At 68.1% G+C, this 12,222-nt stretch carries 11 protein-coding genes; 4 read left to right on the forward strand and 7 right to left on the reverse strand.

Going from position 1 to position 12,222, the window contains the following annotated elements:
• Nucleotides 1-2,115, reverse strand: a complete 2,115-nt coding sequence (locus ACIA49_RS31800; protein WP_396381462.1) for an alkaline phosphatase family protein — start codon at nucleotides 2,113-2,115, stop codon at nucleotides 1-3.
• A 171-nt stretch (nucleotides 2,116-2,286) separates the two neighbouring features.
• The gene (locus ACIA49_RS31805; RefSeq protein ID WP_396381464.1) at nucleotides 2,287-3,588 is read right to left on the reverse strand and encodes a family 43 glycosylhydrolase; all 1,302 of its coding nucleotides are present in this window, start codon (nucleotides 3,586-3,588) and stop codon (nucleotides 2,287-2,289) included.
• A gap of 115 nt (nucleotides 3,589-3,703) precedes the next feature.
• Between ACIA49_RS31805 and dacB the strand changes: the two genes are divergently transcribed.
• Together dacB and ACIA49_RS31815 are read left to right on the forward strand one after the other, a co-directional pair.
• Nucleotides 3,704-5,278 (forward strand): D-alanyl-D-alanine carboxypeptidase/D-alanyl-D-alanine-endopeptidase, encoded by a 1,575-nt coding sequence (gene dacB / locus ACIA49_RS31810; protein WP_396381465.1) that lies wholly within the window; start codon nucleotides 3,704-3,706, stop codon nucleotides 5,276-5,278.
• 40 nt (nucleotides 5,279-5,318) lie between these two features.
• The gene (locus tag ACIA49_RS31815) at nucleotides 5,319-6,269 is read left to right on the forward strand and encodes a GNAT family N-acetyltransferase (RefSeq protein ID WP_396381467.1); all 951 of its coding nucleotides are present in this window, start codon (nucleotides 5,319-5,321) and stop codon (nucleotides 6,267-6,269) included.
• Between the two features lie 44 nt (nucleotides 6,270-6,313).
• Here ACIA49_RS31815 and ACIA49_RS31820 read toward each other — a convergent pair whose 3' ends face one another.
• Both ACIA49_RS31820 and ACIA49_RS31825 read right to left on the reverse strand, forming a co-directional pair.
• A complete protein-coding gene (locus ACIA49_RS31820) occupies nucleotides 6,314-6,949 on the reverse strand; it encodes a hypothetical protein (protein ID WP_396381468.1) in 636 nt (211 codons plus the stop codon).
• Nucleotides 6,942-7,448, reverse strand: coding sequence for an RNA polymerase sigma factor (locus ACIA49_RS31825; protein WP_396381469.1), 507 nt, complete (start codon nucleotides 7,446-7,448; stop codon nucleotides 6,942-6,944). Before ACIA49_RS31825 ends, ACIA49_RS31820 begins: the two co-directional genes overlap by 8 nt.
• A 109-nt stretch (nucleotides 7,449-7,557) precedes the next feature.
• Here ACIA49_RS31825 and ACIA49_RS31830 point away from each other — a divergent pair, with 109 nt between their 5' ends.
• Nucleotides 7,558-8,139 carry an ArsR/SmtB family transcription factor gene (locus ACIA49_RS31830; protein ID WP_396381471.1) on the forward strand — a complete coding sequence of 194 codons (582 nt, stop codon included), beginning with the start codon at nucleotides 7,558-7,560 and terminating at the stop codon, nucleotides 8,137-8,139.
• A complete protein-coding gene (locus tag ACIA49_RS31835; protein WP_396381472.1) occupies nucleotides 8,136-9,413 on the forward strand; it encodes an MFS transporter in 1,278 nt (425 codons plus the stop codon). The genes ACIA49_RS31830 and ACIA49_RS31835 overlap by 4 nt, the downstream gene beginning before the upstream one ends.
• On the opposite strand, the gene ACIA49_RS31840 is transcribed toward ACIA49_RS31835, so the two are convergent.
• From ACIA49_RS31840 to ACIA49_RS31850, 3 genes are all read right to left on the reverse strand, one after another.
• Nucleotides 9,380-10,039, reverse strand: coding sequence for a hypothetical protein (locus ACIA49_RS31840; RefSeq protein ID WP_396381474.1), 660 nt, complete (start codon nucleotides 10,037-10,039; stop codon nucleotides 9,380-9,382). The two genes, ACIA49_RS31835 and ACIA49_RS31840, sit on opposite strands and share 34 nt — an antisense overlap.
• A 73-nt stretch (nucleotides 10,040-10,112) precedes the next feature.
• Entirely contained in the window at nucleotides 10,113-11,705 is a 1,593-nt protein-coding gene (locus ACIA49_RS31845) for an MFS transporter (RefSeq protein ID WP_396381476.1), read from the reverse strand.
• Nucleotides 11,705-12,211 carry a MarR family winged helix-turn-helix transcriptional regulator gene (locus tag ACIA49_RS31850; RefSeq protein WP_396381477.1) on the reverse strand — a complete coding sequence of 169 codons (507 nt, stop codon included), beginning with the start codon at nucleotides 12,209-12,211 and terminating at the stop codon, nucleotides 11,705-11,707. The genes ACIA49_RS31845 and ACIA49_RS31850 overlap by 1 nt, the downstream gene beginning before the upstream one ends.
• Between the last annotated feature and the right edge of the window lie 11 nt (nucleotides 12,212-12,222).

Below are 12,222 nucleotides of genomic sequence, written 5' to 3' on the forward strand. Positions count from 1 at the left end.
TCAGGCCTCTACCTTCGTCTCGACCGACTCCTCGATGTCCTTGCGCTGACCGAGCTGCTCGAGCCAGCTGACCAGCAGTGCATGGACCGCGTCGGAGCCTACGGGAGGCTCCTTCAGCTCCCAGCGAGACGGGTGTACCAGCACCGCCTCGGTCTGCCAGCCACCGATACCGCCGTGGCAGCCGACCAGCTCCTCGAACGCGGCCACCTCGTGGGTGTAGTCGTCGACCCTGCTGACCACGACGACGTCGCCGTTGTGCGGCAGCTCGGCCTGTCGCAGGATCGACGTCGGTGCGAACGGCCCGTACGGCGCCAGCGGGTCCTCGCCTTCGACGCGGCCGGACTTGAGAACCCGGACACCGGCCCTGCCGATCGCGACCGGGCCTTCGGCCAGGGAGTCGACCACGACGAACCCGATGCCAGGGTGCGTCGCCAGGCCGGGGATCAGTTTCGGATGCAGCAGCTCGATCTCTTCCAGCGGTACCCGGCCCGGTGTGGTCGCCAGGTAGATCAGCGCCAGGTTGCCTGAGGCCGTGACCACCATCTGCTCGTCGGAGTTCACCGCCGGCTCACAGTCCTTCGGGCCCAGCTCTACTTCGCCCCGCCCGGCCTTGCCGTGCAGTGCCTTCCGAGTCACCGAGCCGGCAACGCTGCGACGCAAAGAGAGCTCGGTCAGGAACGCGTTCACCGGTCCCCAGCCCTCGGACTTGCCGACCGCCGCCACCGGCTCACTGGTCGTGTCGACCAGCTCGTCGACCACCTCGGTCAGCGTCCGGCCGTAACGCTGCAGGAACGTCGCTCCCTGGCTCTGGCCGTGGTCGGACAGGACAACGATCTCGTACGAGTGCGGGAGGATATCGATGAACCGCTGGAGCGCTCCGAGCACCCGGTCCAGGCCCTCCAGCGTCTGCATGGACTCCGGCCGGGTCGGACCGGCGTGGTGTGCCACCTCGTCGTAGTCGACGAAGTCGCAGTAGATGACCGGTGTGCCCTTCACCAGCTCGTCGGTGATCAGCGAGACGTTCAGATCGCGCAGCAGCACGTTGGTGATCGCCCGCAGGAAGATGTAGCTGCCGCCCCGCTTCACCCGCGGCACCAGGTTGCGCCGGCGCTGCCTGCGAGCCTGGAACAGCTCCTTCACCATCTCGGCGAAGCACAGCACCAGTCCGCGGGCAGCACCCTGCGGACTCGAGAAGAACCGGACGTAGCCCCGACTGCGGCTGTTCGGCAGCGCGGCGCGGCTGAACACCAGCTCACAGTGCTCGGCGTCCCCGGACCAGTTATTGCTGATGCTGACGCCACCGTCCGCGAGCAGCCCGCGGCCGGTCGACATCCGGGCCTCGATCTCGGCGGCGTCCCGGCCCCGGTTCGTCACCATCACCCGGCCGGTCTCTTTCTCGTACCACCGGAACGCGGGGATCTGGCCGGAGCCGCCGTGCAGGATGCCGGCCTGACTGGCCGGAGTCGTGGCCGGTACGCCGGTGTGCCACTCCACCATCGAGTGCTTGCCGTCACGGATCCAGCCACCCAGATGCGGCAGGTTGCCGGACATCACCATCCAGTTGAGCAGCGGTGCCGACAGACCGTCGATCTGGATGATCAGCATCCCGGTCTTCGGCGCCGCGGTGACCCTGCGGGCACGGCGATGGACCACCCGCATCACCTCGGAGACGTACGCGTCGTCACTCCCGGCGTACGCGAACCAGCCGACGAAGGCGCTGACCGACGACATCACGATCGACACCATCAGCACCGCCTCGGGGCCGCCGTGCAGGTGCACACCGGGGTCGACGGTGATGCCGAGGTAGACCACTCCGAACTGGGACAGCAGTCCACCGACCAGTACGCCGATCGAGCCGATCAGGACCGCGACTCCGGCGAGTATCCAGCGCATCAGCACGCTGAAGACCGCCAGCAGCACGACCAGCCGCAAAATCGGGAGCCGACCCTCGCTGCTAATCTGCGGCAGCGTCCAGAAGGTGATGATCAGGGAGATCAGCGACAGCAGCCCGCCGACGAGCATCGCCTGCAGGCCGCGGCCGGTACGCCGCCAGTCCAGCCAGAACGGCCGACGTGATCGCCGGTCGCCGGAGACCTGTTCCGGTGGTTTCGCCATGTCGTGCCCGTGCTCCCCGTGCCCGTCCGGTGTGGTGCTGTCGCTGTGGTGCAGTACCGAGCGTACGAGGCGAGGTACCGCCTGGACGCACCGCGCCACGCACCGGACGGGCTGTTCCCGGGTCAGGGCCGGGGTCGTGCCCGGCAGGTCCCTGACCCGGCAGCAGTGCCGCTACTGCAGTTCCAGGTAGTCCACCTCGGTGTAGAGGTCGCCCTTGGAGAGCCGGACGGTGTTCCAGCCGACATTCAGAGTGACCGGGACCGCGCTCTCGTGCCAGTTGTCCCAGCCGGTGACCGGGTAGCTCACGGAGCCTTGGCTCACACCGTTCACCGCCAGCCCGTGGCTCGCCGTACCGGCGGAGCCGTTGGCGTACCGCACGTTCAGCGTGTAGCCACCGGCAACCGGTGCGTAGACGCGGTTCTCGACCCAGGAGTCCGCGTAGTCGATGTAGCCGACCACCTTGCCGTCAGAGGCGCCGTTGGCGTTGGCGCGCACCACACAGTGGTTCAGCTGGCCGCTCTCGGACTCGGTCCGGACCCGGCTGCCACGCACGACCGGGTAGTCGTTCGGCCAGCCGACATCGGCGACGTACAGGTGCCGGCTGTTGTTCTTCCAGCCGTGCAGGAACACCTTGTCCCCGACGAAGTCGGCACCACCCGGCCCGCAGACGTGGTCATCGAAGGTCTGGGTGGTCATCAGCGGACGGCCGGCGACGCTCCAGGGTCCGGTCAGGCTGGTCGCGGTCGCGTACGACGTCTGGTAGTTGCAGTCGTTGTAGCCACCGGTCGAGAAGAACAGCAGGTAGCGGCTGTCGCGCTGGACGATGTCCGGCGCCTCGATGATCCCGCTCGAGCTCAGCAACGCGGTGTTGGAGCCGACGAGCGTTCGGCCGTTGTTGGTGGTCTTGGTCAGCCACAGCGTCGAGGGCTTGCCGATGGCGTTGCCGTCGTTCTTCCAGACCAGGTAGCGGGTGCCGTTGCGGTCCACGAAGGTGTTGGGGTCGATCGCCCCGCCGAGGTCGAGCGGGCAGATCAGCGGTTCGGTCCCGACCGGCGTGAACGGGCCGCGGGGCGACGTGGCGGTTGCTACTCCGATGCACTGGCGGCCGGAGGCCTTGTGCCAAGCGGTGTAGGTCAGCGTGTAGGTGCCGTCGGGGTTCGGGTACACGTCCGGCGCCCAGGTGCGGCCCGGCTGAGCCCAAGCGGCGGATGGGCCGCCTGGCATCGCGTCACCGCGGATCGTCCACGGTCCGCCGGGGCTGGTGGCTGTAGCAACCGGAACCGTCCCGGGGCTGCTGTTGGTCGAGTAGGCGTACCAGGTGCCGTTCTGCTGGAAGACGTCCGGATCCGGGAAGTCCTGGGCGACGATGTCGGTCGGGAAGACCGCACCAGCCAGTTGTGGTGCGGCGTGGACGGGGGCGGCAGTCAGGCTGAGGCCTGCAGCTAGTGTCGCCGCGAGTAGTCGTCGAAACATCTGCACTCCTTGGAGTGGGGGCGGATCTGCAGTTTTACATCGATTCACCAGCCACGCGACCCCCTGAAGGTAGAGACTCGCTCAAGTCGATTCTCGATGGTCAAGGGAGTATGGAGTGAGCTATTCACCGTGGGTTTCAAGGCGCAAGCTGCTCGCGGCTGCGGCAGTACTGGCCGTAGCCGCGGGAGCCGTGGTCTCGCAGGCCGTCGGCTCGACCGCCTCGGCTGACGAGACCCCGCTGCAGACCCAGCTGGACCAGCTGCTGACCAACCCGGCCTACACCGGGTCGCAGGTCGGTTTGGTCGTCCGGGACGCCACCACCGGCGAAACGCTGTACAACCGCAACGGCGGCAACCGACTGATGCCGGCGTCGAACACCAAGTTCTTCAGCTCGACTGCCGCACTCGCGGTGCTCGGTCCGTCGTTCCGCTTCCACACCGACGTGCTGGCGAGCACTCCGGCCAAGAACGGCAAGCTCAAGGGCAACCTGTACCTCAAGGGGTACGGCGACCCGACCACGCTGGAGGCGGACTACGTCGCTCTGGCCAAGCAGCTCAAGACCGCCGGTGTGACCCGCGTCGATGGCGACCTGGTGGCCGACGACTCCTACTTCGACCACACCCGGCTGGGCGACGGCTGGGCCGGCGACGACGAGTCCTCGTACTACTCCGCACAGATCTCCGCGCTGACGCTCGCCCCGAACGGCGACCTGGACTCCGGTACGGCGATCATCGAGACGCTGCCCGGTGCTGCGGCCGGTGACCCGGTGAAGCTCAACACCGTGCCGGCCAACGACGTACTGAAGGTCGTCAACACCGCCACCACCGGCGCTGCCGGCTCCGCGAACACGCTGGTCGTCGAGCGTGAGCACGGCACCAGCACCGTCCGGGTCAGCGGCTCGTTCCCGCTCGGTACCGCCAAGTCGAGCAAGTGGGTGACCGTCTGGGAGCCGGAGCTGTACGCGGCCGACGTGTTCCGGCGGGCGCTCACCGCCGAGGGCATCCGGGTCAACGGCAAGATCAAGAACGCCACCACTCCGACCGGTGCCACCGTGCTGGCCAAGGACGAGTCGATGACCGTCGGCGAGCTGATGAACCCGTTCCTCAAGCTGTCGAACAACATGCACGCCGAGCACCTGGTGAAGACCATGGGCGCGGTCAAGAAGGGCCAGGGCACCTGGGCGGCCGGTCTGGCCGTCGTCAACGACTACGTCAAGAGCAAGGGCGTCGACACCAGCACCATCCGGCTCAGCGACGGCTCCGGTCTGGCCCGCAAGGTCAACGTGACCGCGAACTCGATCACCACGCTGCTGCTCGCCGTACAGCAGGAGCCGTGGTTCCAGCAGTGGTACGACGCGCTGCCGATCGCGGGGAATCCGGACCGCTTCACCGGCGGCACTCTGAGCGCCCGGATGCGCAACACTCCGGCCGCGAACAACCTGCACGGCAAGACCGGATCCCTGACCGGTGCCACTGCCCTTTCGGGCTATGTCACCAACAAGGACGGCCGCAAGTTGGTGTTCTCCATGCTGAGCAACAACTACATCACCTCGCCGCGTCCCGTGGAGGACCAGGTGGGCGTGCTGCTCGCCTCGTGGAGTGACCAGGCTCCCCCGGCCGCGGCGATCGCACCGCAGACCCGGCAGAGCAACCAGCCGGCCTGTGAGTCGGAGTGGGTCAAGGCCTGTTAAACCAGTCGACAGTACGGCGGTCGTTCTCCACGCTGTGGACATGACCGCCGTACTGCCAGACACCTTCACTGTGCGACCACCTGTCGAAGCCGACGCCCGAGCCGTCTTCGACCTGGTCGCCGCGTACAACACGAGCGTGGTCGGTTTCGCCGATTACACCCTCGACGATGCCGTCGACGAGCTCACCGAGCCCGGGTTCGATCCGGCGACCGACGGATGGCTGGTCTTCGAAGGTAACCAACTGGTTGGTTACGGCTCGATCTTCGGCAAGGGCGAGTTCCACGTCCTCGACATGGACGCCGTCACCAGCGACCCGGCCGTCGAGGCCTACCTGCTCGGTGAGATCACCCGGCGCGGCCGCGAACTCGCCGCCGCCCACGGGCACACCTCGGTGCAGCTCGACACCGGCGTCTACCGTCTCGACACCGCCCGTCGCGAGCGCCTCGAGGCGCAGGGCTACGTTCGCGGTACGACGTTCCACCGGATGCGGATCGACCACCCCGGCCCCGTCTCAACACCGGAGGCGCCCGCCGGTGTCGTAGTCCGTCGAGGCACACCGGATGAGGAGTCGCAGCGAGCGGCCCATCACGTGCTCATCGAGGCGTTCACCGGCCAGTACGGCTTCGAGGTGCGCTCGTTCGAGGAGTGGCGCGCCTCCCACGAGGCCCAGTCGACCTTCGACTGGGCCGGGATGACGCTGCTCGAGATCGACGGCAAAGCCGTCGCGATGCGCGAGTGCACCGACGCGTTCGTCGAAGACGAGAACTGCAACTACATCGGCCGCCTGGCCGTGCTCGACGATGCCCGCGGCAAGGGACTGGCCAAGTTCCTACTCCGCGACCAGTTCGCCCTGGACGCCGCTGCCGGACGCACCGGCACCCTCCTGCACGTCGACACCAACAACCCGACCCCAGCACTGGGTCTGTACCTGTCCGTCGGCATGACGGAGTCCCTCGTCATCGACTCCCTGCGCTGCACGATCGACGTGTGAAGCGACGGCCGGCCGGGGTGGTCGCGGTCCACCCCGGCGAGCCGTCAGTACTGGAGGATGCGCTTCCCGGCCGCGCCGGCGTACACGGTGCGGGCGCCCAGCAGCCGGCGCAGGTTGAGCTGGACGACCTGATGCCTGCCCTCGATCCGCACCGGAAAACACTGCTGCCCCACGGCCTCGTCCCCACCCGGCCGGTAGCGATACGCGGCGACCCGGATCGACGTGTCGTCCTGGCGCAGGATCCGGACCACGGTGTCCGGCAGACAACTCACGGACGACGAGGTCGCGTCATGCGGCAGCTGGACGGTCAGGTACTCCGGGTGGTCCGGCTCTCCGTTGACACCGACGATCCGCACTTCACTGGCCAGCACCATCGTCGTCTTGCCGTACTTGAACTGCTTCGGCGGCGGACCGTCGTCCAGCAGACCGGGGACGATCAGCTCGCCGGTGCGGACGTCCTGCGTGATGACCATCTCCGGTCCTGCCGGGGCCGGGTCAGCAGCCTGGGGCCGGTCGATCACGGCGAGCATCCCACCGGCGGCCACGACGACCCCTGTCACCAGTGTCGCCGTCACCCGGTTGCGGGTCTTCCGGCCGCGGGCAGCGCGTTCGACGTACTCGAACGGCGGCGCCTCCTCGGGTGTCTGCTCGTCGACGTACTGGGTCAGTAACTCACGCATTCTCAGGCACCTCCTTGACCTCCAGCAGCGGCTGTAGCGCCTGCCGCGCCCGGGCCAACCGGGACTTCACCGTGCCCATCGGCACCTGTAGCTCCTCAGCGATCTGGTCCAGCGGCAGATCCATCACGTGGTGCAGCACGACCACCGCCCGCTGCGCAGGCGGCAGCGTGGCCAGCGCCGACGACACATCCAGCGCCTCACCATCAGGCGGCGCCACCACCTCGGCCCGGCGCCCAGTGAGCCGCGTCAGCGCCTTGGCCGCCACCTGCTGCCGCCGAAGCCGGCTGATCAGCGTGCGCACCGCCACCGACCGCACCCACGCCTCCGGGTCCTCGTACTTGCTGATCGACTCCCACCGGCCGAGCAGCTTCACATACGCGTCCTGCGCCACCTCCTCGGCGTCGGGCCGGGACCCACCGATCGACACCAGGACACCGATCAGCCGCGGCCAGCTCCGCCGGTACAGCACGGCCACATCCGGCACCTGATCCCGATCCACCGAACCCCCTCGTCCCGCCGCGTCTGGTGGTAACACGCGCCACCCCACCACCAGGTTCCACGAAATCCGGAACTTGTCGAGAGGAGATCTGAGAGATTACTCTCGAAACATGTCTCTCAGAAATCCGTACGGCGATTTCGAGATCACCGACCCGCAGGCGATGCGGGCGTTGGCGCACCCCGTCCGGCTGGCCGCGCTCAGCTGGCTGCAACGCCATGGGCCGGCCACCGCGACCCAGCTGTCCGAGCACGTCGGCGCCTCCCCCTCGGTGACCAGCTGGCACCTCCGCCACCTGGCCCAGTTCGGCCTCGTCACCGACGGCCCACCCCCGACCGGCACCGACAAACGCCAACGCTGGTGGAACGCGGCGAGCCGCGGCTTCCGCTACCGACTGCCGGAAACGCCCGAGGGCACCGAAGCCGGCCGCCTGCTGCGCGTCGAGATGATGAACCAGATCCTGGAGACCGCACAGCGATGGCTGGCCGAGACCGAGCCCGGCCTCGACCCTCCGTGGAGCCGGGCGGCCGACTCGGCCAACACCCGCTTGGTGATCACGCCCGAGGAGGCCGAGGAGATCGGATCCGCGATCGAGCAGGTGCTCGCGCCGTACGTGCAGCGCCGGAACACCGAGGAAGCACCAGAGGGTGCCGCCTCGGTTCGCTACCTGCACCTGCTTCTCCCAGAAGCATGAAGCGCCCGGCCGCAACGAGCCTGTGGCGCGACCGCCGGTTCCGGCGGTTCTGGTCCGCGCAGTCGGTCTCCGAGTTCGGAGACCGCATCACTGAACTCGCGCTGCCGCTGATCGCGGTCACTCTGCTCGATGCCTCCCCCAGCCAGGTCGGTCTGCTGACCGCTGCGGTCTGGCTGCCGAACCTGCTGTCGCTGTTCGTCGGCGCGTGGGTCGACCATCGGCCCGACAAGCGGCCACTGATGATCACAGCCGACCTGTCCCGGATGATCATGCTGCTCAGCGTGCCGGCGGCGTACTGGCTGGACCTGCTCACGCTCGGCCAGCTCTATCTGATCGCGATCCTCACCGGCGCGGCCCGGGTCGTCTTCAACACGGCGTACTCGGCGTTCTTCGTGCGCCTGGTGGATCGCGACCATTTCCTCGAGGCGAACAGCAAACTCTCCGCGACCCGGTCGATCTCGTTCATCGCCGGCCCGGCGGCCGGCGGCGTCCTGGTGCAGTGGCTGACAGCGCCGATCGCGCTGGTCGCGGATGCAGCAACCTTTGCGTTCTCAGCTCTCCAGCTCACCCGGACGAAGGTCGCTCCAGCGCCCGCGGAGGCGACAGCCGAGTCACTGCTCCGCCGGGCTCGCAGCGGGATGGGGTACCTGCTCCGCCACCCGTACCTCCGGCACACGCTGGCCTGCTCGACCACGATCAACTTCTTCAACCTGATCGGCAGCGCGATGCTGGTCCTGTTCGCCAGCCGCGAGCTGCATCTGTCGGCGGGCACGATCGGCCTGGCCTTCGGCATCGGCTCGACCGGCGCACTGGTCGGCGCAGTGGCCGCGGCGCCATTCAGTCGCGTGATCGGGATCGGGCCGCTGATCGCCGTCGGCGCGATCGTCTTTCCGGGCGCGATCGCGATCGCCGCGTTCGCCGCCGGCCCGGTCTGGCTCAAGGCCGCCGCGTTCGCCGCCGCTCAGTTCGTCGGTGGGTTCGCGGTGATGTGTTACGACATCCCGAACAACTCGCTGCAGGCCGCGGTCACGGACGACCGGATGCGCAGCCGGGTCTCGGGGGCCTACAGCACCATCAACTACGGGATCAGGCCGCTCGGCGCGGTGGTCGGCGGGTTCCTCGGCACCTGGATCGGTGTCCGCGCGACCCTGTTCGTCTCCGCGGCCGGCGGCCTGTTCGCCGTACTGTGGCTGGTCCGGTCGCCGATCCTCAGGACCCGCGACCTGGACAGCCTGGAGCCTCAGCTCTTGTCGATGTCGGAGAAGCCGGAGTAGAAGGCGTTGATGCACCAGCCGGAGCTGTCCTGGCGGGCGGAGACGCCGCCGGTGTAGATCAGGTGCTTCTCGTTGCCGACGGCAGCGACCTTCGGAACCTCACGCTTGCCGAGCTTCCCGCCCAGCTCCAGCCCGGCCAGGTTCGACACCGACCTGCCGGAGTTGCCGTACTCGATCACGTAATGGGGGCCCTGGGCAACCGCCGCGGTCACCCGCGGGATCGTCAGCCGCTTGCTCTTCTCGTCCTTGCAGGTCATCGCGTTCGCGGCGGCGGCGTTGCGCGCGTTCACCTTGGCGACGAAGGACTCCATCGGCTTCATGTACGCCGGGTCCTGCTCGATCCCCGTGGACGAGGTCGGCACGGACGAGGTGGGCTGATCACTCGGCTCCGAGCTGGGCGGCGCGGAGGACGCCGGCGGCGACGCCGGGAACGTCGAATCGGGCGCCGGGTGCGCGGTGTCCGAGTCGCCGCCGACCAGGAAGCCCGGCGCGACGAACGCGGTCACCACGAACACGATCAGCATCACGCCGAACGCCACCGACGAGACGATCAGTCCGGTGTTCCGCTGCCTGGGCGGCGGCGGAGGCGGACCCCATTGCGGCTGCTGCTGGTACCCCGAGCTCATGACACCCTTTCCGGCCAATGGTCTGTACCGCAAACTTAACCACTGACCGGTTCAGGAATCAGTCATGCCCTGCTTAGTCGTGCACGGCTCGGTCGGCCAGGTCCTCGACGTCGTCGACCTTCCGCACGGTGGTCCGCAGCGGGACCTCCTTGATGAAGAAGACCGCGATCAGGCTGACCGCCGCACACGCGGCCGCGATCAGGAAGATCCGCCCGGTCGCATCGCCGTACGCGTGCCGAACCAGCTCCGCCAGCTGCGGCGGCAGGTGGTTGACGTCGAGCAGGCTCTGCCCGCCTCCGGACGCCTGACCACGTGCACTCGCCGGCAGGCCGGCCAGGATCAGGTCCTTCACCCGGGCAGCCAGTACGGCGCCCAGCGCCGCGACGCCGACCGCACCACCCAGGCTGCGGAAGAACGACACCGTCGCACTCGAGGCGCCGATCTGCGAGACGTCCACCGTGTTCTGTACGGCGAGCACCAGGTTCTGCATCATCATGCCCATGCCGATGCCCATCGACAGCATGCCGAGACCGACATACCAGTACGGCGTGGCGTGGTCGATCGTGCCGAGGACGACCAGGCCGATGACCAGAAGGATGCCACCGGCAACCAGGTAACGCTTCCACTTGCCGAACCGGGTGATCATCTGACCCGAACCGACCGAACCGATGAACGAACCGAGCATCATCGGGATGGTGAGCAGACCGGCCTCGGTCGGGCTGTAGCCGCGCGCGACCTGGAAGTACTGCCCGAGGAACAGGGCGCTGCCGAACATCGCGACACCGACCGCGAGGCTGGCCACGATCGCCAGTGCGGTGGTCCGCTCCCGGACGACCTTGAGCGGGACGAGCGGCTCGGCGACCTTGCTCTCGACCAGGACGGCGAGGGCCCCGAAGACCAGCGTGCCGACGACGAAGAGCGCGGACTGCCAGGACATCCAGTCGAAATCAGTCCCGGCGAAGGTGACCCACAGCAGCGGCAGGCTGGCCGCGATGCTGATCAGGATCGCGCCGAGGTAGTCGACCTGGACCTTGCGCTTGATCAGCGGCAGGTGCAGGTACTTCTGCAGGATGATCAGGCTGATCACGGCCAGCGGGACGCAGACGTAGAAGCACCAGCGCCAGCCGAGCCACGAGGTGTCGACGATGACGCCACCGATGAGCGGACCGGACACGGTCGCGACCGCCATCACCGCACCCATGTAGCCGGAGTACCGGCCGCGGTTACGGGGCGGGATCGCCGCACCGATGATCGACTGGGCCAGCGCCATCAGGCCGCCCATCGCCAGCCCCTGCAGGACCCGCGCACCGATCAGGAACGGCATGTTGTGCGCCGTACCGGCAAGAGCGGAACCGACCACGAACAGTGAGATCGCCAGCTGCACGAGCAGCTTCTTGCTGAGCAGGTCGGACAGCTTGCCCCAGATCGGGGTGGAGACCGTCGTGGCCAGCAGGCTGGCGGTCAGTACCCAGGTGTACTGCGTCTGGGTCCCCTGCAGGTCGGCGGTGATCGTCGGCAGCGCGTTGCTGACGATCGTCGAGCTGAGCATCGCCGTGAACAGCGCGGCGAGCAGGCCGATCAGGATCTCGAGGATCTCGCGGTGGGTGAGTTCCGGAGCGCTGGGCGCTTGGCTCCGGGTCCCGGAATCCGCGGTAGTGACAGTCATCAGTCTCCCGTTGTCTTCGATCGCCTCACGGAGTCGGCGGCCTCGGTGACGGCGCGGGCCAGCCGCTTCAGGACACCGGCGGCATCGGTGAGCGCGTCATCGTCGAAGTCCGCCAAGGCGGAGCGCAGTTGCTTGGTGTAGGCGGAGTACATGGCCTCCAGCCGGGTCCTGCCGTCGTCCGACACCCGGACCAGCCCGACCCGGGCATCCGCCGGGTCCGGCCGACGGCTCACCAGGCCGTCGGCTTCGAGGGCGGTCAGCTGCCGGCTCACCACGGACGCGTCGACGCCGAGCTTCGCGGCGATCTCTCCGCCACGCTGCTCACCGTCGACCATCAGGACCTTCAGCACACTGGCGTCGGACCGGCGCAGGCCGTTGCCCGGCATCAGGTGCTTGTGCTCGATACAGCGCACGGCCCGGATCAGCGAGCTGACCCCTTCGATCAGCTCCTGGGCCGACGCGTCCCGCTCCACCCCCGGGACGAGGGGTTGCTGAGCTAGTTGCATAACTCAACTAT

This window comes from Kribbella sp. NPDC051587 (assembly GCF_044453945.1).
GTDB lineage: Bacteria > Actinomycetota > Actinomycetes > Propionibacteriales > Kribbellaceae > Kribbella.